The organism is Streptomyces akebiae (genome assembly GCF_019599145.1).
Taxonomy (GTDB): Bacteria; Actinomycetota; Actinomycetes; order Streptomycetales; family Streptomycetaceae; genus Streptomyces; species Streptomyces akebiae.
The window spans coordinates 10,015,160-10,040,286 of the sequence record NZ_CP080647.1 but is presented as its reverse complement, the minus strand read 5'-3'; the positions used below and the strand labels follow the sequence as shown (position 1 = coordinate 10,040,286).

Genomic DNA, 25,127 nt, shown 5'->3' with positions numbered 1-25,127 from the left:
GGCCGATGTTTCCCATCATTCTCCGCAGGCTGGCGCTGTCCGTGCCGCTGCTGGTGATCGTCTCGGCGATCACCTTCCTCCTGGAGTCGTTCGTGCCGGGAGACCCGGCACGAACGGTGCTCGGCATCAACGCGACGCAGGAACAGTACGACGCGCTGAGGGCCGCCATGCATCTCGACCAGCCGGTCGTCGTGCAGTACTGGCTCTACCTCCGCGACGCCGTGCGCGGCGACCTCGGCAACTCGTTGTTCTCCGGTGAATCGGTGCTGGGGCTGATCGGGCAACGCCTGCCGGTCACCCTGGCGCTGGTGATCGGAGGCACCGTCGTCGCGACCGTGGTCGGCGTGACGCTCGGCGTGTACAGCGCGACACGTGGCCGGGTCAGCCGCCGGGTGTTCGACGTCGTGTCGCTGCTGGGCAGCGCGGTGCCCAACTTCTGGATCGCCCTGGTCCTGGTAGCCGTGTTCGCCGTCGAGTTCGCCTTCTTCCCCGCGACCGGGTACACCCCGTTCGCCGAGTCGCCGGGGCAGTGGGCGTCCGGCCTGGTGCTGCCCGTGATCTCGCTCGCGATCGGCGGCGTCGCGTTCATCTCCAAGGTCACCCGGGACGCGATGCTGACCACCCTCGGCCTCGACCACATCAGAACGCTGCGGGCCTCCGGCATCCGGCCCACGTCGATCATCTGGAAGCACGCCCTCCGGGGCTGCGGACTGCCGGTGGTGACCACGATCGGCCTGATGATGATCACCTTCATCCCCGGCACGATCCTCATCGAGAACGTCTTCACCCTGCCCGGCCTGGGCACCACCGTCGTGGACGCGACCAACCAGCACGATCTGCCCGTGGTCCAGGGCCTCACCATCACCTTCACGGTCATGGTCATCGTGGTGAACCTGCTCGTGGACGTCCTCTACAGCCTCCTCAACCCGAAGGTACGTACGGAATGACCACTGTCGAGGCGCCCCCGAGGGCGCGACCACGGGCGAGGATCAACCCCTTCGCCGGGCTATGGCGCCGCCCCGTCGCCGCCGCGGCACTGGTCGTGGTCGTCGGGATCAGCGTCGCCGTGATCCTCGCCCCGCTCCTCGCGCCGCATCCGCCCCTGGCGCAGGACCTGCTCCACACGCTGTCCGGTCCGTCGGCGAACCACCCGCTGGGCACCGACGTGCTCGGCCGCGACGTGCTCAGCCGACTCCTCTACGGCGGACGGCCCACCCTGGTCGGGGTTGCCGTGGCCGTGCTGGTGTACGCCTTCGTCGGCTTGTCGCTGGGGGTGCTGGCCGGCTATCTGCGCGGCTGGACCGACCGGGTCATCGTCGCCGTGCTGGACGTCATGCTCTCGGTTCCGGCGGTCATCATCACGCTCGCCGTGCTCGCGATCTTCTACCAGAGCAATGTCGCCGCCATGCTCACGCTCGGCTTCTTCGCCTCCGCGGGTCTCGCCCGGATCATCCGCAGTACGTGTCTGGCGCTGCGCGAGGAACTGTTCGTGGACGCCGCCAGGGTGTCCGGCCTCGGCCCGGCCCGGATCATGGCCCGGCACATCCTCCCCCGGCTGACCGGGCAGTTGCTGGTCCCGGTCTTCCTCTTCTCCGGCAACGCCCTCGCCATCCAGACCGGCCTCGGGTTCCTCGGCCTGGCCACCCCCGCGCCCGCCCCGAGCTGGGGCGGCATGGTCGGGGAGGCCGCGCAGATCATGCAGCAGGACCCCTATCTGCTGTTCGTCTCCGGTGGGGTCATCGGCCTCATGTCCCTGTCCTTCGGGCTCGTCGGCGACGGCCTGCGGGACCTCGAACAGGACCGGCGGCAGGCGACCGGCGGCCGGTCGCGACGCCCCGTCCCCGTGGCGGCCCTCGACAAGGCCGTCGAGGCGTCGGACACATCGCCGCCCGCCGGGGCGATCCTCGCCGTGCGCGACTACTCCATCGCCTTCGGCACCGCGCAGGGGCCCCGCACCGTGGTCGACTCCATCGGCTTCAGCGTCCGCCCCGGCGAGATCTTCGGCCTCGTGGGCGAGTCCGGCAGCGGCAAGACGGTGACGGGCCTGTCCCTGCTCGGACTGCTCCCGCCCAACGGGGCGGTGACGAGCGGCGCGGCCTGGCTGGCCGGCACCCGTGTGAGCGGCCTCCCGGAGCGGGAGTTGCAGCGCCTCAGGGGCCGCGAGATCGCCCTGGTGTCGCAGGAGCCGATGGTGGCGCTGGACCCGTACTTCACCATCGGTTCCCAGCTCGCCGAGGTGATCAGGCGCACCAGCGAGGTGCCGGGCGGCAAGGACGCCGTACGGCAGCGGACCCGTGAGCTGCTGGCCAGCGTCCAGCTGCGCGATCCGGACGATGTCGCGCGCCGGCACCCGCACGAACTCTCCGGCGGCATGCTCCAGCGCGTCGTCATCGCCATGGCCCTGGCCGGGTCGCCCAAGGTGCTGATCGCCGACGAACCCACCACCGCACTGGACGTGACCGTGCAGGCGGGGATCCTGGACCTGCTGCGGTCGCTGCGCGACGAGCACGGCATGGCGATCATCCTGATCACCCACGACCTGGGCGTCGTGGCCGACAGCTGCGACCGCGCGATCGTGATGGAGCAGGGCCGGATCGTGGAGGAGGGCTCGGTCGAGGACATCTTCTACCGGCCCCGGCACCCGTACACGAAGAAGCTCATCGAGAGCACCCCCAGCATCGCTCGCACCGAGGGCAGGATCGCGTGATGGGAACTCCCGTACTCCAGATCGACGGCCTCGCGGTGCGCTACCCGGGCCGTGGTTTCCGCAAGCCCCCGACCACCGTCATCGAGGAGGTGTCGTTCGAGGTCGGTCGCGCCGAGACCGTGGCGCTCGTGGGCGAGTCCGGCTCGGGGAAGACCACCATCGGCCGAGCGGTGCTGGGACTCACCCCGGTCAGCGGCGGACGCGTCCTGCTCGACGGCCGGGACATCACCCGGCTCACCGGCCGGGCCCGCCGGCTGCTCGCCCCCGACCTCCAGGCGATCTTCCAGAACCCGTACGGATCGCTCAACCCGGCGCTGCCGGTGGGCCGGACGCTGGCGGAGCCGCTGCTGGCCGGTTCGTCCCGGCCCCCCGGCGAGGTGCGCCAGGACATCGCCGAGCTGCTGCGCAGGGTCGGGCTGCCGGAGGACGCGGCGGACCGGTACCCGGCACAGTTCAGCGGAGGGCAGCGCCAGCGCATCGCCATCGCCCGGGCGGTCGCCCGAAAGCCGAAGCTGATCATCTGCGACGAGCCGACCAGCGCCCTCGACGTCACCACCCAGGCGGCCGCGCTGAGCCTGCTCTCCGAACTCCAGTCCACGCTCGGCTGCGCGTATCTGTTCATCACGCACGACCTCGCCGTCGTCAAGGAGTTCGCGGACCGCACCCTGGTCCTGCAGAACGGGCGCATCGTGGAGGAGGGAGACAGCGTCGACGTGTGCGACCGGCCCCGGCACGAGTACACCCGCCGTCTGGTGGCGGCCGCACCCGTGCCCGATCCGGACCTGCAGCGGCAGCGCCGGGAGCAGCGGTCGCTTCAGCTCTCCAGCGGCTCGTAGTCGAACCAGTCGAAGTGCGCGGAGGCCGCGGAGGCGAACATGCCGAACACCCGGCCGGTGAAGCCTCCGGCGACCTCCGTGGACAGGTACCGGCCGTCCAGCGAGGCGAGTTCGACGTAGGTGCCGTCCGGTTCCTCGAAGCCGAGCGAGACGAGGTCGGGACCGGTCCGCGCGTCGACCATCGGCGCGGGGGCCGTCTCGGCTCGCAGCACCACGGGCCCCGGGGGTACGGGCCGGGACGCCACGACCGTGCTCAACGGGCCGATGCGGGCGCGGACCCGCACCTGTCCGGCGCTCGTCTCGACCGAGTAGTGGTGCAGTTCGTCGAGGCGTACGGCGAGGCCGCCCCGCCCCTGCCCCTCCGTCACGTCCACCAGGGTGCGCACCCGGCACGACGGATGTTGCTGGCGTCGTCCCACGAACGTCACGTCGGCGTCGTCGAGCGACTCGCCACGGGCACGTAGCGTCAGCGAACCGGGCCGTTCCTTGGTGGTGCAGTCCTCCGGGAGACGTCGGCGCAGCGAGATCCACTGCGGCGCCAGCTCGGCAGCGTCGAAGTCGTCCCGGCGCTCCGGCGCGACGGCGGGTGGGCCGAGGGGCCAGGGCGGTGCGGGCATGTCGGTCGACAGTTCACCGACGACGGGCCAGCCGTCGACCCACTCGACCGGCACCAGGTAGGTCTCCCGGCCCATCACGTGCCAGCCGGGGGTGCCGCCGCCGGGCCGCACGCCGAGCAGCACCATCCACCACGAACCGTCGGGCCCCTGCACGAGGTCGGCGTGGCCGGTGTTCTGGACGGGGTGGTCCGTGCCGCGGTGGCTGAGGATCGGGTTGGCCGGGCAGGGCTCGAACGGGCCCGTGGGGGTGCTGCCCCGGGCTATCGAGACGCCGTGGCCCCGTTCGGTGCCGCCTTCGGCGATGAGCAGGTACCAGTGGTCGCCGATGTGGTACAGGTGCGGTGCTTCGGGGGCCTTGGCGCCGGGCGCTCCGGACCACAGCTGTCGACGGGTGCCGGACGTCTCCCCGGTGTGGGGGTCGAGGCGGATCTGTCCCACTCCGGCGGTGGTGCACCAGCAGGTGCCGTCGTCGTCCCAGGCGATGTCGGGGTCGATGCCGTGCACCCCGGGCAGCCGGATCGGGTCGGACCAGGGTCCGGCCGGGTCGGTGGCGGTGAACAGCAGGTTGCCGTCGCCGCTGACGTTGGTGACGATCAGCCAGAAGCGGCCGTCGTGGTGACGCAGAGTGGGCGCGTAGATCCCGCCGGAGGAGGCGGTGTCCGGCGGCAGCCGCAGTTGGCTCGGGCGGTCGAGGGCGTTGCCGATCTGGGTCCAGTGCACCAGGTCGCGGCTGTGGAAGAGAGGGACGCCCGGGAAGTACTCGAAGCTGGAGCAGGCGAGGTAGTAGTCGTCGCCCGCGCGGCAGACGGAGGGATCGGGGAAGAAGCCGGGGATCACCGGATTGCTGACGGTGGGGTCCGTCTCGGACACGCTGGTCACCCTCAGGGTCCTTTCGCAGTGACGAAAGTTTCTCTGCTGCTTATGGACAGTTTCTTGAGCAGGCTAGTGAGGGCCGTTCGGGCGGTCAATGGCCACGCGGCCTGCTTCCGGGGGCGGGGCGGTGCTGGCCCGGACCGTCAGGGTCGTCGCGATCTCCAGCCCTGCCTGGGGGGCCCTCTCGCCCCGGCCGAGCGTGAGCGCCAGCTCGGTCGCGGCCACGGCCATCTCGGTCAGGGGCTGGTGCACGGTCGTCAGGGGCGGGTCGATCCAGGCCACGACCGGCAGGTCGTCGAATCCGACGACGCTCAGGTCGTCGGGGATCCGCAGGCCCGCCTCGCGTGCCGCCTGGTAGACGCCGAGCGCCTGGAGGTCGTTGGTGGTGAAGATCGCCGTCGGACGGTCCGGCAGGGCCAGCAGTGAGCGTGCCGCCCGCTGCCCGTCCTCACCCGTCAGGGGCGCGTGCACGACGAGTTCCGGGTCGACCGGCAGGCCGGCCGCCCCCATCGCGGAGCGGTATCCGTCCAGGCGGGCGCAGCAGTAGAGCTGGTCCCGCGGGCCGGCGATCATGGCGATGCGGCGGTGGCCGAGTTCGGTGAGGTGGCGGGTCGCGGCCCGGCCGCCGGACCAGTTGGTGGCGCCCACGAACGGGACGTCGTCGGGCAGTTCCGTGGCCGGGTCGAAGACGACGAACGGGATGCCCTTCGCCCTGAGTTGCTCCCGCTCGGCCTCGGAGAGCTGGGCCACGGACAGGACGCAGTTCGGCCGCCGGGAGACGGTGTCGTCCCAGGTGAGCGGGTCCGAGTCGTGCAGTCCGAACTCGGACACCATGACGCCCACGCGGTGGCGGCGGGCGACCCGCTCGACACCCCTGATGATCTCGGCCGCCCACAGGTGCTCCAGCTCGCGGAACACGAGCTCCACGACGTTGTTGCGCTGGGCGCCGGTCGGCTTGCGGTAGCCGTACCGGTCGACCAGTTCCTCGACGCGGGCGCGGGTGTCCGCGGAGACGCCGGACCTGCCGTTGATCACCTTGGAGACGGTGGGGACCGACACCCCCGCGGACTCGGCGATGAAGGCGATCGTGACGGGCCGGGACGTGTCGCCCTGTCCGTCGTTGCCGTCCGGCGGCCCGTCGGCCGTGTGCTGCGCCAAGATCGCCCGCCCGTCTGCTGGTTGTCCCCGGTTCATTCTGGCATCTCATGTCGCCGCGGCTGTGGCCTCCGACGCGTCCCCATGTTAATTTCTCCGCCGCTGAGAGAGAAACTTTCTTTCTCCGAGTTCGCATCTCTCCGGCCTCCGGGCCGATCCCACGCGTCGCACACCCCCACTTCAGAAGGTGCACGTGATGACGAGAAGACTCGCAAGCGGACTGACGGCGCTGCTCCTGGCGCTCGTCCTGCTCCCGCTGACGCCCGCCACCTCACGGGCCGCCGATCCCCCCGTCCCCCCGGCCAGTTCACCGGCCGCCCGCAGCGCGGTGGCGGCCATGCAGCCCGGATGGAACCTGGGCAACACCTACGACGCCATCCCCGACGAGACGTCCTGGGGCAATCCTCCGGTGACCCGGGCCCTCTTCCAGAGGGTGAGGTCGCAGGGCTTCAAGAGCATCCGCCTGCCCGTGACCTGGGGCATCCACCAGGGCGGCGCCCCCGACTACACGATCGACGCGGCCTGGATGGCGAAGGTGCGCCAAGTCGTCGACCTGGCGCTGGACGAGAACCTGTACGTGCTGCTGAACATGCACCACGACTCCTGGATGTGGGTCAACACCCTCTCCACGGACCACGACACCGTCCTCGCCCGCTACCGCGCCACCTGGACGCAGATAGCGGCGGAGTTCCGCGACAGGTCGCCCCGGCTGGCGTTGGAGAGCATCAACGAGCCCACGTTCTCCGACACCTCGGGCGACGACGAGAACTACCGGCTGCTGGCCGAGCTCAACAGCGTCTTCCACCGGATCGTCCGCGACTCCGGCGGCGGCAACGCGAACCGGCTGCTCGTGCTGCCCACCCTGTACACCAACGCCGATCAGGGCCGGCTCGACGCGCTGGCCGCCGAACTGGCGGAGTTGCGCGACCCCATGGTGGCCACGACGGTCCACTTCTACGGCTGGTGGCCGTTCAGTGTGAACATCGCCGGGTACACCCGGTTCGACGCCACCTCGAAGCAGGACCTCACCGCCACCTTCGACCGCGTGCACGCCGCGTTCACCGCGCGCGGCATCCCCGTCGTCATCGGCGAGTACGCCCTGCTGGCCTACGACCACAACCGTCCAGGAATCATCCAACGGGGAGAGCAGCGCAAGTACTTCGAGTTCCTGGGCGACCACGCCCGCCGTCGGAGTTTCACCACCATGCTGTGGGACGCCGGTCAGTTCCTGAACCGCAACACCCTCCAGTGGCGCGACGCGGAGCTGTTCGGGCAGATCAAGTCGAGCTGGACCACCCGTTCCGGGACCGCCTCCAGCGACGAGGTGTTCCTGCCGCGGTCGAGTGCCATCACCGCCGAGGATCTCACCCTCAACCCGAACGGAACCGACTTCCAGGGTCTGCGCCACGGCTCCCGCAACCTCGTCCAGGGCAGGGACTACACGCTCTCCGGCAACCGGCTCACCCTGACGGCCACCGCGCTGACCGAGCTGGCCGGCGATCGGACGTACGGGGTCAACGCGACGCTGGAGGCGCGGTTCTCCCGGGGCGTGCCCTGGCGGATCGATGTGATCACCGCCGACAGCCCGGTGCTGACGGCCACCTCCGGGAGCACCACCGGCCTGGCGGTCCCGACCCGGTTCCGGGGCGACCGGCTCGCCACCATGGAGGCCCGGTACGACGACGGGAGCAACGCGGGCCCGGCGAGCTGGACCTCGTACCAGCAGTGGGACACCGCGTTCTCGGCCTACACCGACGACTCCATCAAGTTGACGGCCGAGTTCTTCACCTCCCTGCGGGAGAATTCCCGGGTGACGCTCACCTTCCACTTCTGGAGCGGTGCGACGGCGACGTACCACGTCACCAAGTCGGGCGGCACCGCGACCGGTTCACCCGCCTGAGCCCGCCGATCAGCGGGCGGTCGTGCCGTCGGGCTCGTCCAGCAGGTCGGGTTCCTCCAGCACGTCGGGTTCCTCCCCCGTGGCAGGCCCTCCCCCCAGTCGCCGCGAGTGGCGACGGCGAAGGCCGCGGTGGTGACGGCACGGCCATGACGGGCGGGGCGGTCGGCGCGGTGGAGGATGCCGGACAGGTATCCGCCCACGAAGTCGTCGCTCGCCCCGACCAGGTCGACAGCCTTGCCGCCGCCGGTCCGCCCGGTCGGTCAGCCCGTCGGAGGCGATGAGCAGGTCGACGTGCGCCGACATCGGCCGCAGTACGGTGCGCGCCCCGGCCGGCGGTCCACAGCCGGGAGCGGTGGGCGACGTCGAGGCAGACGGTGACGCCCGCGTCCCGTGCGGCTTCGGCGGCGGCCAGGTGGCCTCGGCGGCCGAGACGCCCGAGCGCCGGGGTGCTGCCGGTGGTGTCACCCGGTGAACGCCGGAGCTGTTCCGGGTGATGGCCCTCTACTGCGGCTCCGTCGCGATCTGGATCAGGTTGCCGCAGGTGTCGTCGAAGACGGCGGTGGTCACGGGGCCCATCTCCAAGGGCTCCTGGACGAAGCGCACGCCGAGGCCGCGCAGACGCTCGTACTCCGCGCCCACGTCGTCCACGGCGAACTGGGCGAGCGGGATGCCGTCCTCGACAAGGGCGTCCCGGTAGGTCTTGGCAGCCGGATGACCGGTGGGTTCCAGGAGCAGTTCGGTGCCGTGGGGCTCGTCGGGTGAGACGACGGTCAGCCATCGGTCCTTCTCGCCCACCGGGACGTCGTGCTTCTTCACGAAGCCCAGGATCTCGGTGTAGAAGTGCTCGGCCTTGGCCTGGTCGTCGACGAAGACACTGGTCAGATGGATCTTCATGGGGTGTGCTCCTGCCGCGGTCCGGGGGTGTCGGTCATCTGCCACCGCTCGGCTATCTGCCGCAGTGGGGCCGTGTTGAGGTCGTGGAACTTGTAGCGGCCCTCCCGTCTGGTCTCGACGAGCCCCGCGGACTCCAGCACGGCGAGGTGCTGGGAGACCGCCTGCCGCGAGATCCCGAGCTGATGCTTCATGCTCAGTCGGGAACAGATCTCGAACAGTGTCTGCCCGGACTTCTCGGTGAGCTCGTCGAGAATGACCCGGCGCGTGGGGTCGGCCAGGGCTTTGAACAGGTCGTCGGCCACACCCCAGCATAGGCAAGTCGTCACTTGCATATCAAGGGCCGGCTGACGCACGGCGCGGCAGTCCTACAGATCGAACAGCTCCGCCGCGTTGTCGTGGCACACCGCCCGCAGCCACTCCTCGCCGAGGCCCAGCCGTTCCAGGGCGTGGAGCTGGTGCACGTACGGGTAGGGGATGTTGGGGAAGTCGGAGCCGAGGACGACACGGTCGCCGAGGGCGGCCAGCCGGGGCAGGGCCCGGCGGGGGAACGGCATGAACCCCTCACTGAAGTCGGTGAACGCCATCGTGGTGTCCAGCCGCACCTGCCCGTAGCGCTCGGCGAGACCGAGGAACTCCTCGTACTCGGGCATTCCCATGTGGGCGACGACCAGTCGCAGCCGGGGGTGCCGCGCCAGCACCCGAGCGATCGGCTCGGGGCCGGTGTGTCTGCCCGGGGCGGGCCCGGAACCGCAGTGGATCACCACGGGAACCCCGGCATCGGCCAGCAATCCCCAGGCGGGATCGAGGAGTTCGTCGGCCGGGTCGTACGCCCCCACCTGCACATGCGCCTTGAGAACGCGTGCCCCCGCCTCGACGGCCTCCCGGACGTACGCCTCGACGCCCGGCTCCGGATAGAGGGTCGCGGTGTGCAGACAGTCGGGGGTGCGGCCGGCGAAGTCGGCCGCCCAGCCGTTCAGCCACCGGGCCATGCCCGGCTTGTGCGGGTACAGCATCGAGGTGAAGGCCCGCACACCGAACTCCCTCAGCAGGGCGGCCCGTTCGGCCTCCTCGTGCCGATAGGCGATCGGCCACTCCATCCCACCGGTCAGCGGTCCGAGCTTGTCGAAGTACTCCCACACCTTGCGCAGGACCCGCTCGGGCATGAAGTGCGTGTGGACGTCGACGAGTCCGGGAAGGGAGAGCGCCTCCCAGAAGCGGCGGATCCCGGCAGCTTCCTCCCTCACGGGCATGTCACTCATGGCGCCCATGATCGGCTCCGACGAGGCGGCGGGTCCATCCCCGCACGCGGGAGATCCGTGAGGGATACCTCACGGGCGGCGCTACACGTTCTTCTCGCCCTTCACCGCTTTCACATCCTCCACGACAGTCGGAAGAGCAGGCGTGTGATGTCGCTGTCTCCGAGGGAGAGGCTGAACGGCTCCTTGGCCTCGGGCTTGAGTCCGATGAATCCGGGAAGTTTTCCCTCACCGCCCGCGGCCGTCGGGAAGGTGCTCCCCGTTTCCTCCTCGCGGGTCTTCCTGATGTGATAGGGAGTTCTCTTGTCTCCGGATATCGCCATGTATTGCGGGTGGAAGAGGAGTTCGTGCGCGCCTTCCTTGAGCGTGAACTCGACCATCACCTGCTTTTCCTCGTCATGGAAATACGCGTCCGCCCGACCGGCGTCACCCAGGTGGTTGCTGACGGGCATGACTCCGACGTCTCCGCTGCCGTCCGCCACCGCCTCACGGAAACGCTTCGCGATCCCGTCGCCGTCCTTGCTCTCGGTCTTCAGCCATTCCTCCGTGGCCGTGGCCTTTCCCTTCCATTCCATGATCTGGATGGCTTCGCTCGCGAACATGGTGCGGTAGAGCTTCAGACGGCCGTGTCCCTTTTCCTCCAGCTCGGCCAGTCTCCTGGAGCAGGGCCGGGCAGGGCCGGACATCACCCGCCGCGCGTTGGCCTCGGCGGCCTGCTCGAACCGGTCGGACGGGTCGGAGACCCGCGGTCCGCCGCCGTTGTCGGTGCCGGCGACCGGCCCCTGGCGCTGCTGGATGACATGGGTGAGTTCATGGGCGAGCGTGTGCTTGTCGGCGCCGCCGTCCCCGATGACCACATGGCTGCCGGAGGTGTAGGCGCGGGCGCCGACCTCGGCGGCGGACGCCCTCGCCGCACTGTCGTCGTGGATGCGGACGTCCGAGAAGTCGGCGCCGAGCCGAGCCTCCATGTCCGTACGGGTGGCGTCGTCGAGGGGTTGGCCGGGCGCGCGCAGGACGTCATGGACGGCCGAGCGCCGCACGGTGGGCTCTGCGGCGCCCCGGTGCCCGCAGTCGGCGCTGTGCCGGTGCTCCTCCTGGGCCCAGGAATGGCCGGCGCGGCGGAGCAGCTGGACGACCGCCGCGTTGCCCGTGGCGTTCTGCAGTGCGAGCAGTCCTTGCGGCGACGACAGATCCGGGTGCTGTCGCGCGGGTGCCGCCGCCGTGACGGCCGAGCCCCGGTTCTCCTTCCTGTCGTCGCCTGCCTTGTCGCTCCTGCGTGTCCGCGCTGACAGCCCTCTCCCATGACCAACGCGTGAAATTCCTTGCCATACCGCCGTCGCCCTGTTCGACGAGGTCCGCAGGGGCATACCTCGGCATCCGATCGGGCGACTCCGTGGGACGCCCGCCGTCGGCCCGCGGGCATCCGCGCGGTGTGCGTGCCTGGTGTGGGTCGGCGCGGGCCGGGCACTCGGCCGTCGACCGGGACGGGACGGACTGGAGGTGTGTGATGGCGGTTCGGCATCGTCTGATCAAGGTGAGTCCGCAGGCTGTGTGGGACGTGCTCGCGGACGGCAGCCGGTACGCGGAGTGGGTGGTGGGGACCTCAGCCGCCGAGCCGGTGCGGGGGCAGTGGCCGCAGGTCGGTTCGGCGATCGCCTACGAGATCCGGGTGGGCCCCGTGCGCCTCTCCAACGAGACGGTCGTCCGGTACTGCGACGAGGCCTCCGAGCTGGGTCTGGAGGCCCGGGCAGGCGTGCTGGGGACGGCACGGATCTCCTTGCTGCTGCGCCCCTGGGGACCGTACTGCCTGGTGATCGCGGACGAGCACCCCTTGCAGGGAGTGGGCGGCAAGCTGCACAACGTGGGCGTGGAGGCGGTGATCCAACTGCGGCACCGCACGATGCTCGCGCGCCTGGCCCGGCTCTGCGAGGCCCAGGGCGCGCCCGAGCGGGAGACCCGGGACGAGGCCGGGGCTGAACGGCCCGCGGGCCCGCGCGGGCTGCACAGGACCGCGGCGCACGGCGGCCATGCCTGACGCCGTCGTCATCGGGGCGGGCCCCAACGGGCTGGTGGCCGCCAATCTGCTGGCCGATGCCGGCTGGAGCGTCGAGGTCCTGGAGGAACAGCCCGAGCCCGGCGGCGCGGTGCGCCACGACCGGGAGGTCGACCCCGCCTTCGTCAGCGACCTCTTCAGCTCCTTCTACCCCCTCGCCGCCGCGTCACCGGTCCTCGCACGCCTGCGTCTGAACGAGCACGGTCTGCGCTGGAGCCACGCCCCGCACGTCCTGGCCCACCCCCTCGGCGACGACAGGTGCGCGGTGCTCTCCCGCGACATCGACGTCACCGCCGAATCCCTCGACGCCTTCCACCCGGGCGACGGGGACGCCTGGAGACGCCTGCACGCGACCTGGGAGCGCCTCGGACCCGACATCGTGGACGCGCTGTTCACCCCCTTCCCGCCACTGCGCGCCACGGCCCGCCTCGCCGTCCGGCTGAAAGCGGCCGGGGGCCTGCGGATGGCGCGCACCCTGGTGACACCGGTGCGCCGGATGGGCGACGAGGAGTTCCGCGGGGAGGGCGGCAGGCTTCTGCTGGCCGGGAACGCCCAGCACGCCGACCTCGCGCCGGAGGCCGCGGGCAGCGGTGGCTACGGCTGGCTCCTGTGCATGCTCGGACAGACGTACGGCTTCCCCGTGCCGGCCGGCGGCGCCGGAGCCCTGACAGCGGCCCTCGTGGGCCGGTTGCGGGCGCGCGGCGGCAGCCTCCGGTGCGGGCAGCGCGTCCGCCGGGTCCTGGTGCGCGACGGACGGGCCGCCGGAGTGCTCACCGCCGAGGGCGAGACCGTGACCGCCCGCAACGCCGTCCTCGCGGACGTGTCCGCACCGGCCCTCTACGGCGAACTCGTCGGCCCGGAACACCTTCCCTCCCAGGTGCTGGCCGACCTCAGGCGCTTCCAGTGGGACTTCGCCACGTTCAAGGTCGACTGGGCCTGTGACGGGCCGGTGCCCTGGCGGGCCGAGGCGGCGGCGAGGGCCGGAACCGTCCACCTGGCCGACGGGGTCGACGAACTCACCCGCTGTGCCGCCCAGATCGCCATGGGCCAGGTACCCGACCGTCCCTTCGCCCTGTTCGGGCAGATGACGACCGCGGACCCCTCCCGCTCGGCCCCGGGCACCGAAGCCGCCTGGGCCTACACGCACGTGCCGCACGTCATCAAGTCCGACGCGGGCGACGAGGGACTCACGGGCGCGTGGAACCGTACGGAACAGGAGCTGATGGCCGATCGCGTCGAACGCCAGGTCGAGCGCTTCGCGCCCGGTTTCCGCTCCCGCGTCCGCGCCCGGCGGGTGCTGGCCCCGCCCACCCTCCAGTCCCTCGACCGCAACCTCTACGGCGGCGCCCTCAACGGCGGCACCGCCGCCCTGCACCAGCAGCTCGTCTTCCGGCCCGCCCCCGGCACCGGCCGCCCCGAGACCCCGGTGGACGGTCTCTACCTCGCCTCCGCCTCCGCCCATCCCGGCGGCGGGGTCCACGGCGCCCCCGGCGCCAACGCGGCCCGAGCCGCACTGCGCCGGCACCGGCTGCCCGGCCTGACCCGCGCCCAACGCGTCCTCGCCCACCGGGACCGCACCGGTCGAAAACCCGGGCTCCGCCGCTGACGCCCCGCTCCGACGGCAGCCGGGCGGCGCCGGGAGCCCACGGCGCCCCGCACGACGAACGGAACCGCACGAGGAAGTCAGAAGGAGGGCCCGCCGTGGACGACAGCCCACTCAAGGACCGGACCGTCGTGGTGACCGGGGCGGCACGCGGCATCGGAGCGGCGCTGGCCCACCGGCTCGCCCGCCGGGGCGCCCGCCTGGCCCTCCTCGACCATGACGGACCGGCAGTGGAGGCGACCGCCGCCGCCCTCCCCGGCACGACGCTCGCGCTGCGGGTCGATGTCACCGACGGTGCGGCTCTCGACGAGGCCGCCGCGATCGTCCGCGGGCGCCTCGGCCCGCCCTCGGTCGTCGTCGCCAACGCGGGAATCGCCGAAGGCGGCCCCTTCGCCCGGTCGGACCCCGCCACCTGGCGCCGGGTGATCGACGTCAACCTGATCGGCAGCGCCCAGACGGCCCGGACGTTCCTGCCGGACCTGGTACGGACCGCCGGCTACCACCTGCAGATCGCCTCCCTCGCGTCCATCGGCGCCGCGCCCATGATGAGCGCGTACTGCGCCTCCAAGGCCGGGGTCGAGGCGTTCGCCCACACCCTGCGCGCCGAGACGGCACACCACGGTGTGGCCGTCGGCATCGCCTACCTCGGCTGGACCGACACGGAACTGATCCGCGACGCCGACCGGTACACGGCCGTGCGGGAGATCCGCGCTCACATGCCGCCTCCCGCCCGGCACGTCCAGCCCGTCGAGACCGTGGCGACCCGCCTGACGCACGCGGTCGAACGGCGCAGCACCGCCGTCTACATCCCCCGCTGGCTCCGCCTGACCCAGGTGACCCGGGCCGCGATCCCACCCCTCGTCCTCCGCGCGACCCGCCGCGCCCTCCCCCGCCTCGAATCCGAAGACCCCCTGCGCCCCACGGGCCTCCTCGGCCCCGGCGGACACTCCAGCGCAAGGTCCTGACGGCACGGGGCGGGCCATCACTCCGATACGGCTACACAGAGGAACGGAACCGATACTCTCCGAGATCGTCGGCCCGACGTGAGGAGAGACGCATGGATGCGGACAGGCGGCAGTTTCTCGGCAGGTGGGGAGCCGTGGTGACAGGAGCCGCGGCGCCCGTCACCCTCCCCCGGCCCCTGCTCCAGGAGAGCCACGCCCGACCTGTCGACCCGATCGCCCGTAGCGAGCACGAGCGGTTCATGGAGCTCGCCATCGAGCAGGCACGCCGGAACCCCGAGTGGCCGTTCGGCGCCGTGATCGTCGACAGCCGCACCGGCGAGGTGCTGGGGAGCGGGGTCAACGAAGAGGCGGACAGCCCGCTGCTGCACGGCGAGGTGGTCGCCATGAACGACTACGTACGGCGGCAGGGCAACCAGGGCTGGTCCGGGACCACGCTGTACACGACGGGTGAGCCCTGCTCGATGTGCATGAGCGCGCTGGCGTGGGCGGATGTGCGGCGCGTCGTCTGGGCGAGCTCCATCGACGCGATCCGCCGTACCGACGTCATCCAGATCGCCCTGTCCGCACGGCAGGTGGCCGCCGCCGCACGGTCCTTCTACACCCCCGAGCTGCTCCTCGGCGGCGTCCTGTCCGGCCGGACCGACCGCCTCTTCCGGGAGGCCCGACGGCTGCGCCAGGACATGGCCGCCACCCCCGAGGAGACCTCGCGGCGGGGGACCGAGGGCCGGCAGCCGGTCTGAGCCGGTCCGCCCGAGCGCCGGGCGCGCCTTCGAGGTGCGCCGCGGGCCGGCCCGGGCGAACCTGACGATCATGCGGAGCGGCGGCGAACGGGACGGTGACGGCGATGCGGTGGAGACAGTGCTCGACGAGCTCTACGTCACGCCACCGCCCGCGTTCGTCTCGCGCCGCGAGGGCCTGGCGGCCGAGGCCGGAGCGGCCGGACGGGCGGCGGACGCCCGCCGGATCCGTGCCGCCCGCCGCCCCTCGCTCGCGGCCTGGGCGGCGAACCTGTTGCCGCACTCCCGGCCGGAGGAGAGCCGGACGTTCCTGGACCTCGGGCGCGCGCTGCGCGACGCCTTCCAGAGCCTGGACGCCGAGGGGATCAAGGAACTGTCCGAGCGGCGCAGAAGCGTCGTCTCCGCGATGTCCCGGCAGGCCGCCGAACTGGCCGCCGAGGCCGGGCACCGGCTGTCGGCCCCGGTACTGCGAGAGGTCGAGGCGACCCTGCGGGCGGTGCTCGCCGACCAGGACGCGGCCGACCGGTGGGCGACCGGCCGGCTGGAGAGCGCCCTGACCCCTCCGTCGGACTTTCCCGGCCCGTCGACCGTGCGGACCGACCGGCGCCGGAGTCCGGCCGGAGCGGCGACCGCGTCGCCTTCCGCACGGACGCGGGCGCGGGACGAGGTCGCCGAACGCCGCCGCCAGAAGCAGGAGCAGCTGGCTCAGGAGAAGCGGGAACGCCTCGCCCAGGAGAAGCAGGAGCAGCTCGCCCGGGAGAAGCGGGAACGCCTCGGACGGGCGCGCGAGGCGGCTCGGGCCGCCGATGAGCGATTGCGGCAGGCACGTGAGGACCTCCGGCGTGCGGAGCGGCAACAGCGGGCGGCGGAGAAACAGCGGGCGGAGGCCGCCGACACCCTCTCCCGGGCCGAACGGGCGGCTCGCGACGCCGCTTCCGAGGTGGAGCGGCTGTCCGGGCGCACCACATAGCGGACTGGTCCGCGACAGGAGGGGCGGCCTCGCGGCCAAGGGGGCGGTTGCGGCCTCCCCTGGCGTGAGCGTCCACCATGATGGCCCGCATGACGACAGTGGAAGGCATCGACGCTCGCGGTACGCACCACTGCGAGACGACGACCCTGGGGGTGCTGCTGCGGCACCAAGGGGTCGACCTGTCCGAGCCCATGCTCTTCGGCCTCGGCTCCGGCCTGTCCTTCATCTACTGGGACAGCAAGAACATGGGTTTCCCGTTCCTCGGCGGGCGGGTCAAGCCGTTCGACCTCACCAGGAACCTGGCCGACGGGCTCGGTCTGGAACTGGTGGTCAAGGAGACCGGCTCGCCCCGCAGGGCGTGGGAGAACGTGCGGGCACCCCTCGACGCCGGCCACCCGGTCGGACTGCAGCTCGACAGCTACCACTTGGAGTACTTCTCCTCGAAGGTGCACTTCGGCGGCCATGTGGTCGCGCTGTACGGCTACGACGACCGCGACGCCCACCTGGTGGACACCGACCAGCAGGGCGGAGCTGTGTCCACCAGCCTGACGAGCCTCGCCGAGGCCCGGGCCGCGCGTGGCCCGATGAGCGCCAGGCACCGCTCGTTCACCCTCACCGCACCGCCGGGAGGCACACCAGCCCTGGCGGACCGGGTCGTTCCGGCCATCACCGCCTGCGCCGACGCCTTCCTCCACCCGCCCATCGCCAACCTGGGGCACCGGGGCATCGAGAAGGCCGGCAAACTCGTACCGACCTGGTTTCGGCGTACCGACGATCCGCGACGGGATCTGCCGCAGGCCGCGCTCCTGATGGAGAAGGCAGGCACCGGCGGCGCCCTGTTCCGCAATCTCTACCGTGACTTCCTGGCCGAGTGCGCCGAACTCCTCGACAGCGGCCACGTCCGCGCGGGATACACGCTGTACGCCGAGGCAGCCACCCTCTGGACGGAGGTGGCGGCGCTGATCGAGAGGGCCGGCACGTCGGGCGAGGAGGAGTGCCTGCGACGAGCGGGCACGGTTCTCGGCGAGCTCTCACGCATCGAGCGCGAGGCCATGCGGGAACTGAGCCGACTGGAGCCGTAGGCGGTCGACGAGACGTATGCCACTCCCTCAACGCTCCCCCTGAATACGCATCCTGGATGCAACATTGCTAGGCTGCTGCCGTGAGGCTGACCAGATACACGGATCTCGCACTTCGGGCAGTGATGCGCCTGGCCGTCGTGGACAGCGAGGATTTGCTGACCACACGTCAGATCGCCGACTCCATGAACGTCCCCTACACGCACATGGCGAAAGCCATCGCACAGTTGCAGCACCTGGGGGTGATCGAGGCGCGGCGCGGCCGCAACGGCGGGCTGACACTCACCGACGCGGGGCGAAGCACTCAAGTGGGGGATCTGGTCCGGACGTTGGAGGGCGACCGCGAAGCCGTGGTGTGCGAGGGCGACACCCCGTGCCCGCTCGCGGGCGCCTGCCGACTGCGACGGGCACTGCGGCAGGCACAGGAGGCCTTCTACTCCTCGCTGAACGGTGTGACCGTGGCCGATCTGGTGACGTCACCGACGGGACCGGTCCTGCTGGCGCTCGGCGCTCCCCCTGGCTGACCGGTGCGCGGTGCGCGGTGCCGGGTCGCGACCGTCGAGCGGTTCCCCTGACCAAAAATACGAGTCTCATATACCAATTCGCTAACTCACCACTCACCACTTCACCAAGAACCATCGCCGAACCGGCCTTCGATACAGGAGTGTGTCTGATGCTTTCCGCGCAGTCGGCCCCCGTCGTACGCGCGACGCTTCCCGTGGTGGGAGCCTCGCTGACCACGATCACCGAAGTGTTCTACCGGCGGCTGTTCGAGGAACGTCCGGAGCTGCTGCGGCACCTCTTCAACCGCACCAACCAGGCCTCCGGCGCCCAGCGCGAGGCCCTGGCCGGTGCCGTGGCGGCCTTCGCGGGCCTCCTGGTCGAGCGGCCCGACGAACGCCCGGACGCCGTCCTCGCGCGCATCGCCCACAAGCACGTCTCGCTCGGTGTCACCGCGGACCAGTACCCCTTGGTGGGACGTCACCTGCTCGCGGCGGTCGGCGAGGTCCTCGGTGATGCCGTGACCCCCGAGGTCGGTGCCGCCTGGGACGAGGTCTACTGGCTGATGGCCAACGCCCTGATCGCCATCGAGGCCCGTCTGTACGCCGAGGCCGGTGTGGCCGACGGTGAGGTGTGGCAGCCCATGGAGATCGCCGAGCGCCGACAGGAGACCGCCGACGCCGTGTCCCTGGTCCTGCGCCGGCCGGACGGGCGTCCGACGCCCGCGTTCCGACCCGGTCAGTACGTCAGTGTCCGCGTGGAGCTGCCCGACGGAGCCCGCCAGATCCGCCAGTACAGCCTGTCCACCGCCCCCGACCACAAGACCTGGCGCATCACGGTCAAGCGCGAGAGGGCCGCCGACGGCACCGTGCCCGACGGCGAGGTCTCGTCCTGGCTGCACACCCACGCCGAGGTGGGCGGCATCCTGGATGTCTCGCTGCCCGCCGGCGATCTCGTACTGCCGGAGGGCGACACCCCTCTCCTCCTCGCCTCCGCCGGCATCGGCATCACCCCGATGCTGTCGATGCTCGACCATCTCGCCCTCACCTCCTCCTCGCGCCCCGTCACCGTCGTGCACGCCGACCGCTCCCCGCTCGACCATGTGCACCGTGACGAGCAGGCGGACCTCGTCAGCCGTCTGCCCCGTGCCGACCTTCACCTGTGGTACGAGCACGACGCCCACCGCTCCCCCGGCACCAACGTCTTCACCGGCCGCGCCACGCTCGACCACCTCGACCCGGACCCCGGGACCACCGCCTACCTCTGCGGGCCGCTGCCCTTCATGCGCGCGGTACGGGGCGAGCTGCTGGCCAAGGGGCTGCGCCCCGCCGCCCTTCACTACGAGGTGTTCGGCCCCGACCTCTGGCTCGCAAAGTGAGCGGGACGCGACACCTGCCCGACATCCGCGACCGCCAGGACGTGGAGCGACTGGTCGGCGCGTTCTACGACGAGGTCCTCGACGATCCGCTCATCGGCCGGCTCTTCACGGAAGTGGCACGTGTCGACATGGCCACCCATCTCCCCGTGATGGCCGACTTCTGGGAGAGCGCCCTGCTCTCCCCGGGCGTCTACCGCCGCAACGCCCTCCGCGCACACCGCGCCCTGCACGCCGAAAGTCCGCTGCGCGCCGAACACTTCGACCGCTGGCTGGAGTTGTGGTCGGCGGTGGTACGTCGACGGCACGCGGGGCCGGTGTCCGAGCGTGCGATCGTCAAGGCCCACGCCGTGGCCCGCGCCCTGCTGCACAACACCGCGGGCGACGGGCGGCCCCGCCCGGAGCCCGGCCCCGTCCTCGTGACCATCGAGCCGTCGGTCGGCCGCGGACGGGCGGACCCGGCGCGGCAGCGGCCGGAAAGCGTGGGGTGAGTCGCCCGGCGCGAGGCCCGGGTCCGCACCGAGGACGAGCGCGCCGCACCGGAGTCGACGGACCTGGGCACGCGCGTCGCCGACGCGGCCCGCGGTGTCGCCGATGACGCCGATGACGCTTGGGCGAACGGGCCAGGCAGGTCGACGAGGATCAACTCGCCGCCCTGCGTCGCGTGATCGCCGTGACCGACTCCTACAGGGGCGTCGACGTAGTCTGCGAGCAGCCGGCCGGGAACCACCAGCCCGGCCGGATCGGCCGGACCCGCGCCCGGTCTACTCCTGGCCCGTCGCGTCCGGCTTCCAGTCCTGGGCGAGGAGCCCCAGCAGTACCTCGTCCAGGAACTCGCCCATCACCCAGGCCGAGGAGCGCAGCACGCCTTCGCGGACGAAGCCGTTGCGCTCGGCGGCGCCCAGCATCGCAAAGTTGTCCGACAGCGTCTCGATCTGCAGCCGGTGCAGGCCGCGCACGACGAAACCGTAGTGGCACAGCACCGCGACCACGTCCGTGCCGTAGCCCTTGCCCCGGGAGGCGGGCAGCAGCCCCAGCCCGATGTGCGCGGTCCGGTTGTGGTTGTCGATGCCCCACAGGGCCGCGATGCCGACCAGCGTCCCGTCGGCCGGCTCCACCACGGAGAACGGGACGCGTCCCTGCTCCTCGTCGTCCACCACGAGCCGCGCGTCCTTCGAGTCGGGCCCGACCGGGCGCCATGGCCTGCCTTCGGCCCGCGAGGCGTTGACCACGTCGTTGTAGAGCTCGGCCCGCAGAATCGGATTGTCGTCCTCGTGCCGGGCCCTGAGCCCGACCTTGGCACCTCTCAGCATGCGAGCTTCCTATCCGGCCGGACCGGTCGGCGGCAATCGAATATGCGGCGGCGGACACCTCGCACCGCCTCGGTCAGGACGGGGGCGCGGGCCCGGAGAGGGCCTGGGTAGGCTTTCCAGCGGGCCGCACGACCGTGGGTGGCCAGGTCGCCGTGCCAACCGGTCCGGTGTGCCGCTCGACCAAGAGAGACGTGATGTCCCCGACGATTCGCAGGGCTGTGATCCCCGCCGCCGGCCTCGGTTCCCGTCTGCTGCCCCTCACCAAGGCGATTCCGAAGGAGATGCTGCCGGTCGGCGACAAGCCGGTCGTCGAGCACACCGTGCGTGAGCTGGTGGACTCCGGCATCACGGACATCACCATCGTGGTCTCCGGCGGAAAGAGCCTCATCCAGGACCACTTCCGGCCCAACCCCGCCCTCGTCGAGCAGCTGCGCGAGGACGGCAAGACGGCCTACGCGGACGCGGTCGAGGAGGTCGCGGAGCTTGCCCGCCAGGGCCACATCACCTATCTGGACCAGTACGGCCCGTACGGCAACGGCACCCCGGTGCTGAACGCCGCCCGCGCCTTCGGCGACGAGCCGGTGCTGGTGCTCTGGCCCGACGACGTCTTCGTGGCCGAGGTCCCCCGCGCCCAGCAGCTGATCCGCGCCTACGAACAGACCGGCTGCCCGGTGCTGGCCCTCCTGCCGATGGACCCCACCGAGTCCCAGCGCTACGGCGTGCCCATCGTCAAGGAGGACCTCGGCGACGGCCAGCTGCGCATCACCGGCCTGGTCGAGAAGCCCGAGCCCGCCGCCGCCCCCTCGGCCTACGCGGCCATCGGCGGTTACGTCGTCACCCCCGGCATCATCGACGAACTGCGCGAGCAGACCCGGCGCTGGTACGAGCACCGGACCGGCGAGGTCTACCTGACCGACGCCATCAACGCCTACGCGGCGACCCGCGCGGTGTACGGGCAGGTCATCAAGGGCCGCTGGTACGACACCGGCAACCCGGCCGACTACCTGGTCGCCCAGATGGCCTTCGCCCTCGCCCACCAGGAGTACGGCCCCGTCCTGCGCGGCCTGGTGAACGGCCTCGACGCCCCCGAGGGCTGACTCGCCCAGGGCTGACGCGGCCGAACGTCGCGGGCACGCGGGCTGCCACAGCCCTTGCAAAGGTCCGGACCAACTGCTAATTCCCTTTCTGTTAGGAAAGTTTCCTACCAGTTGGCAGGAGTCCCCCATGAGACCGGCACGATCCGTTCCGCTCGTCGCCGCGCTGCTGCTCCTCGGCCTCGTCCTCACCCCCACGACCGCGCGGTCCGCCCCCGCCGCCACGGCGGCCCCGACCCCCGTCGCCGCCAACGGACAGCTCAAGGTGTGCGGCACCAAGCTCTGCAACCAGCAAGGAAAAACGATCCAGCTGCGCGGGATGAGCACGCACGGTCTGCAGTGGTACAGCCAGTGCGTCACCAGCGGCTCGCTCAACGCCCTCGCCACCGACTGGAAGGCGGACGTCCTGCGCGTCTCCATGTACATCCAGGAGGACGGCTACGAGACCGATCCGCGCCGCTTCACCGACCTGGTCCACTCGGCCATCGAGCAGGCCACGGCCCGGGGCATGTACGCCATCGTCGACTGGCACATGCTGGACCCGGGCGACCCGCACCACAACCTCGCCCGCGCCAAGACCTTCTTCTCCGAGATCGCCCAGCGCCACCGCGACAAGAACAACCTGCTGTACGAGATCGCGAACGAACCCAGCGGGGTGAGCTGGCCCCGCATCAAGAGCTACGCCGAACAGCTCATCCCTGTCATCAGGGCCAAGGACCCGGACACCCCGATCCTGGTCGGCACCCGCGCATGGTCCTCGCTCGGCGTGTCGGAGGGCGCGGACGAGTCCGAGGTGGTCGACAACCCGGTGAACGCGGCCAACATCATGTACACGTTCCACTTCTACGCGTACTCGCACCGGGACAAGTACCTGCGGACCCTTGCCCGCGCGGCCGACCGGATACCCGTCTTCGTCACCGAGTTCGGCACCCAGAACTACGCGGGTGAGGGCGCGAACGACTTCGCCATGTCGCAGCGCTATCTCGATCTCCTGGCGGCCAAGAAGATCAGCTGGGTCAATTGGAACTTCTCCGACGACCAGCGCAGTGGCGCCGTCTTCAAGCAGGGCACCTGCGCCGGCAACGGACCGTGGGCCGGCACGTCCTCCCTCAAGCCCGCGGGCGTCTGGATCCGCGACCGCGTCAGGACACCGGACGACTTCTGACCGGTGACCAGGAGCACGACGGGAGCCGCCCGAACGGCACCGCGCGCGCCGCGCACCGGCCCTCCGGCTCCCGTCGTGTCGGCGCGGGGAGACGAACCGCCCCCCCCGGGGGGCCTTTGGCTGCACCTGTCCCGCTCCGTGCGACGGCGCCGGTGCCCCGTTGCCCGGTGCCCGGTGCCCGGTGCTCCTCCTCGGGGCCGTCCGCCTCGCCCCACGCCGCCGGACGCTCCCTCGCTCAGTCCGCCTCTTCGACCAGACGCCGGACGCCGGCCTTGTCCAGCTTTCCGGAGGCGTTCCTCGGGACGGCCGGCACGATGGTCAGGCGCCCGGGCAGCTTGTACCGGGCCAGCCGGCCCGCCGTGTAGGCGTGGACGGCCTCCAGCGTGATCTCCCTCGTGCCGTCCACGCTCATGACGGCCTGCACTGCCTCGCCCCACCGTTCGTCGGGGATGCCCACGACGGCGACGTCCACGACACCCGGCATGGCGGCGAGGACGCGCTCGACCTCGGCGGGGTAGACGTTCTCACCACCGCTGATGATCATGTTTTTGAGCCGGTCGACGATGTACAGACAGCCGTCCTCGTCCAGGTGGCCGACATCGCCCGAGTGGAACCAGCCCTGCTTGTCGAAGGCGGCGCGGGTGGCCTCGGGGTCGTTCCAGTAACCGGCGGTGACATTGGGGCCGCGCACGACGATCTCTCCCGGTTCCCCCGGCCCGAGGGGGGCGTTGGTGACCACGTCGACCACCCTGACCTCGGTGAACGGCATGGGGATGCCCGCCGAGCCGATCTTCTCCAAGGTGCGCTCCACCGGCAGATGCGTGGCGAACGGCGCGGTCTCGGTCAGGCCCCAGGCCTGCTGGAGCAGGACGCCGTGCCGGGCGTAGAGCTCGATGAGCGACGGCGGTACCGGCGCGCCCGCGACCACGATCGACCGCAGACGGCTCAGGTCCCGCTGGAACAGACCGGGTTGTCTCGCCAGGGCGGCGAACATCTGGGGGACGCCGAACATGGAGTTGACCCGATGGGTGACCAGGTCGTCGGCGCACCTCCGCGGGTCGAACCCGCGGCCGACGACCACCGTGCCCCCGCGCACCAGGGTCCGCAGTACGAAGCTGTTCAGGGTGCCGATGTGGAACAGCGGGGCGGCGGCGTAGGTGACGTCGCCGCGGCGGGTGTCGAGCTGCAGTTCGACGTTCACCCCGTTCCACCAGACGTTTCCGTGGGTGAGCACGACGCCCTTGGGTGTGCCGGTGGTGCCGGAGGTGAACATCAGGATCGCCGGGTCGTCGGCGGACTTCACGACCACGGAGGCCGTGGGCGGGGCGGCGGCGAGGAGCGGCGCCCAGGGCTCCCAGCCCGCCGCCCCCGCGGTCGGCGCCTCGGGGTCGTCGTCCACCAGGAGGAACCGCGTGAGGGCGGTCCGGTCGCGGATCTCGTCGACCATGTCGCGGTGTCCCTCCTCGCAGACGAGGGCGGTGGCGCCGCAGCGGACGAGGACGGCCTCCAACTCGGCCACCGCCAGACGGAAGTTGACCGGGACGAAGACGGCCCCGAGCCGGTGGGCGGCCAGCAGGGTGACGAGGAAGGAACTGCTGTTGAGGCCGAGGTGGGCGACCCGGTCTCCGTCACCGGTGCCGCCGTGCGCCAGGACGGTGGCCAGGCGGGCGGCCCGGTCGTCGAGTTCGGCGTAGGTGAGGTCACCGCCCGGATAGCGGATGACGACAGAGGAACCCTGGTAGCGGGCGTTGCGTGCGACGGCGGCGGCCGGGTTGAGGTCGACCCGCAGGCCCGAGTTGCGCGGGTGGGGTCTCGTCGCTTCAGGGGTGGTCACGAGCGGCTCCTCGTCAGGCGTCGGCCCGCCGCAGGCTACGCCCTCGACCCGGGCCACGGGCCGAGGCCGCAGGCGAGTCCGTGCCGAATTCGCGCGTCGGGGCCCTTGCCGGGGTGGGGGGGCAGCTTTCCGGATGCGACGGAACCGCAACAGGTCTGGAAGAGACTCGCATGTCCTCCGTGACCCCCCGTATACCGGAT

General features: G+C 71.4%; 24 protein-coding genes. 16 read left to right on the top strand and 8 right to left on the bottom strand.

The window, feature by feature from the left end:
- The first annotated feature begins 5 nt into the window (after window positions 1-5).
- The 3 genes from K1J60_RS43515 to K1J60_RS43505 are packed head-to-tail and all read left to right on the top strand — an operon-like array spanning window position 6 to window position 3,543.
- The gene (locus tag K1J60_RS43515) at window positions 6-947 is read left to right on the top strand and encodes an ABC transporter permease (RefSeq protein ID WP_220651043.1); all 942 of its coding nucleotides are present in this window, start codon (window positions 6-8) and stop codon (window positions 945-947) included.
- Window positions 944-2,707 (top strand): dipeptide/oligopeptide/nickel ABC transporter permease/ATP-binding protein, encoded by a 1,764-nt coding sequence (locus tag K1J60_RS43510; RefSeq protein ID WP_259408187.1) that lies wholly within the window; start codon window positions 944-946, stop codon window positions 2,705-2,707. The genes K1J60_RS43515 and K1J60_RS43510 overlap by 4 nt, the downstream gene beginning before the upstream one ends.
- Window positions 2,704-3,543: an ATP-binding cassette domain-containing protein gene (locus tag K1J60_RS43505; protein ID WP_220651042.1), complete on the top strand. Its 840-nt coding sequence runs from the start codon at window positions 2,704-2,706 to the stop codon at window positions 3,541-3,543. Before K1J60_RS43510 ends, K1J60_RS43505 begins: the two co-directional genes overlap by 4 nt.
- On the opposite strand, the gene K1J60_RS43500 is transcribed toward K1J60_RS43505, so the two are convergent.
- Both K1J60_RS43500 and K1J60_RS43495 read right to left on the bottom strand, forming a co-directional pair.
- On the bottom strand, window positions 3,522-5,045 hold the full coding sequence (locus K1J60_RS43500) for a glycoside hydrolase family 43 protein (RefSeq protein WP_220651977.1): 1,524 nt from the start codon (window positions 5,043-5,045) through the stop codon (window positions 3,522-3,524). The two genes, K1J60_RS43505 and K1J60_RS43500, sit on opposite strands and share 22 nt — an antisense overlap.
- Window positions 5,046-5,102: 57 nt before the next feature.
- Complete coding sequence (locus tag K1J60_RS43495) at window positions 5,103-6,227, bottom strand: LacI family DNA-binding transcriptional regulator (protein ID WP_220651041.1); 1,125 nt, start codon at window positions 6,225-6,227, stop codon at window positions 5,103-5,105.
- 157 nt (window positions 6,228-6,384) lie between these two features.
- Between K1J60_RS43495 and K1J60_RS43490 the strand changes: the two genes are divergently transcribed.
- Both K1J60_RS43490 and K1J60_RS43485 read left to right on the top strand, forming a co-directional pair.
- Window positions 6,385-8,088, top strand: a complete 1,704-nt coding sequence (locus K1J60_RS43490) for a cellulase family glycosylhydrolase (protein WP_220651040.1) — start codon at window positions 6,385-6,387, stop codon at window positions 8,086-8,088.
- 277 nt (window positions 8,089-8,365) lie between these two features.
- On the top strand, window positions 8,366-8,560 hold the full coding sequence (locus K1J60_RS43485) for a hypothetical protein (protein WP_220651039.1): 195 nt from the start codon (window positions 8,366-8,368) through the stop codon (window positions 8,558-8,560).
- 29 nt (window positions 8,561-8,589) lie between these two features.
- Here K1J60_RS43485 and K1J60_RS43480 read toward each other — a convergent pair whose 3' ends face one another.
- From K1J60_RS43480 to K1J60_RS47335, 4 genes are all read right to left on the bottom strand, one after another.
- Window positions 8,590-8,982 carry a VOC family protein gene (locus K1J60_RS43480; RefSeq protein WP_220651038.1) on the bottom strand — a complete coding sequence of 131 codons (393 nt, stop codon included), beginning with the start codon at window positions 8,980-8,982 and terminating at the stop codon, window positions 8,590-8,592.
- Complete coding sequence (locus tag K1J60_RS43475) at window positions 8,979-9,284, bottom strand: ArsR/SmtB family transcription factor (protein ID WP_220651037.1); 306 nt, start codon at window positions 9,282-9,284, stop codon at window positions 8,979-8,981. The genes K1J60_RS43480 and K1J60_RS43475 overlap by 4 nt, the downstream gene beginning before the upstream one ends.
- Window positions 9,285-9,347: 63 nt before the next feature.
- Window positions 9,348-10,250, bottom strand: a complete 903-nt coding sequence (locus K1J60_RS43470; protein WP_220651036.1) for an amidohydrolase family protein — start codon at window positions 10,248-10,250, stop codon at window positions 9,348-9,350.
- Window positions 10,251-10,351: 101 nt separating this feature from the next.
- Window positions 10,352-11,605, bottom strand: a complete 1,254-nt coding sequence (locus K1J60_RS47335) for an eCIS core domain-containing protein (RefSeq protein WP_259408186.1) — start codon at window positions 11,603-11,605, stop codon at window positions 10,352-10,354.
- Between the two features lie 140 nt (window positions 11,606-11,745).
- Here K1J60_RS47335 and K1J60_RS43460 point away from each other — a divergent pair, with 140 nt between their 5' ends.
- The 9 genes from K1J60_RS43460 (at window position 11,746) to K1J60_RS43420 (ending at window position 20,012) form a co-directional block, all read left to right on the top strand.
- Window positions 11,746-12,273 (top strand): SRPBCC family protein, encoded by a 528-nt coding sequence (locus tag K1J60_RS43460; RefSeq protein ID WP_220651035.1) that lies wholly within the window; start codon window positions 11,746-11,748, stop codon window positions 12,271-12,273.
- Window positions 12,266-13,897: a phytoene desaturase family protein gene (locus K1J60_RS43455; protein WP_220651034.1), complete on the top strand. Its 1,632-nt coding sequence runs from the start codon at window positions 12,266-12,268 to the stop codon at window positions 13,895-13,897. Before K1J60_RS43460 ends, K1J60_RS43455 begins: the two co-directional genes overlap by 8 nt.
- A gap of 95 nt (window positions 13,898-13,992) precedes the next feature.
- Complete coding sequence (locus K1J60_RS43450) at window positions 13,993-14,859, top strand: SDR family oxidoreductase (RefSeq protein ID WP_220651033.1); 867 nt, start codon at window positions 13,993-13,995, stop codon at window positions 14,857-14,859.
- 92 nt (window positions 14,860-14,951) lie between these two features.
- On the top strand, window positions 14,952-15,599 hold the full coding sequence (locus tag K1J60_RS43445) for a nucleoside deaminase (RefSeq protein ID WP_220651032.1): 648 nt from the start codon (window positions 14,952-14,954) through the stop codon (window positions 15,597-15,599).
- Between the two features lie 70 nt (window positions 15,600-15,669).
- Window positions 15,670-16,566, top strand: a complete 897-nt coding sequence (locus K1J60_RS43440; protein ID WP_220651031.1) for a hypothetical protein — start codon at window positions 15,670-15,672, stop codon at window positions 16,564-16,566.
- Window positions 16,567-16,655: 89 nt separating this feature from the next.
- Entirely contained in the window at window positions 16,656-17,648 is a 993-nt protein-coding gene (locus tag K1J60_RS43435) for a BtrH N-terminal domain-containing protein (protein ID WP_220651030.1), read from the top strand.
- 80 nt (window positions 17,649-17,728) lie between these two features.
- Window positions 17,729-18,169, top strand: coding sequence for an RrF2 family transcriptional regulator (locus K1J60_RS43430; protein ID WP_220651029.1), 441 nt, complete (start codon window positions 17,729-17,731; stop codon window positions 18,167-18,169).
- 149 nt (window positions 18,170-18,318) lie between these two features.
- Window positions 18,319-19,524 carry a globin domain-containing protein gene (locus K1J60_RS43425; RefSeq protein WP_220651028.1) on the top strand — a complete coding sequence of 402 codons (1,206 nt, stop codon included), beginning with the start codon at window positions 18,319-18,321 and terminating at the stop codon, window positions 19,522-19,524.
- The gene (locus K1J60_RS43420) at window positions 19,521-20,012 is read left to right on the top strand and encodes a group III truncated hemoglobin (RefSeq protein WP_259408185.1); all 492 of its coding nucleotides are present in this window, start codon (window positions 19,521-19,523) and stop codon (window positions 20,010-20,012) included. The genes K1J60_RS43425 and K1J60_RS43420 overlap by 4 nt, the downstream gene beginning before the upstream one ends.
- A 273-nt stretch (window positions 20,013-20,285) precedes the next feature.
- Here the strand turns inward: K1J60_RS43420 and K1J60_RS43415 are convergent, their stop codons facing one another.
- Entirely contained in the window at window positions 20,286-20,834 is a 549-nt protein-coding gene (locus K1J60_RS43415) for a GNAT family N-acetyltransferase (RefSeq protein ID WP_220651027.1), read from the bottom strand.
- A gap of 194 nt (window positions 20,835-21,028) precedes the next feature.
- Here K1J60_RS43415 and K1J60_RS43410 point away from each other — a divergent pair, with 194 nt between their 5' ends.
- On the top strand, window positions 21,029-21,931 hold the full coding sequence (locus K1J60_RS43410; RefSeq protein ID WP_033526115.1) for a UTP--glucose-1-phosphate uridylyltransferase: 903 nt from the start codon (window positions 21,029-21,031) through the stop codon (window positions 21,929-21,931).
- Window positions 21,932-22,058: 127 nt separating this feature from the next.
- The gene (locus K1J60_RS43405; protein WP_220651026.1) at window positions 22,059-23,093 is read left to right on the top strand and encodes a glycoside hydrolase family 5 protein; all 1,035 of its coding nucleotides are present in this window, start codon (window positions 22,059-22,061) and stop codon (window positions 23,091-23,093) included.
- Between the two features lie 235 nt (window positions 23,094-23,328).
- Here K1J60_RS43405 and K1J60_RS43400 read toward each other — a convergent pair whose 3' ends face one another.
- The gene (locus K1J60_RS43400) at window positions 23,329-24,927 is read right to left on the bottom strand and encodes an acyl-CoA synthetase (RefSeq protein ID WP_259408184.1); all 1,599 of its coding nucleotides are present in this window, start codon (window positions 24,925-24,927) and stop codon (window positions 23,329-23,331) included.
- Window positions 24,928-25,127 lie beyond the last annotated feature (200 nt).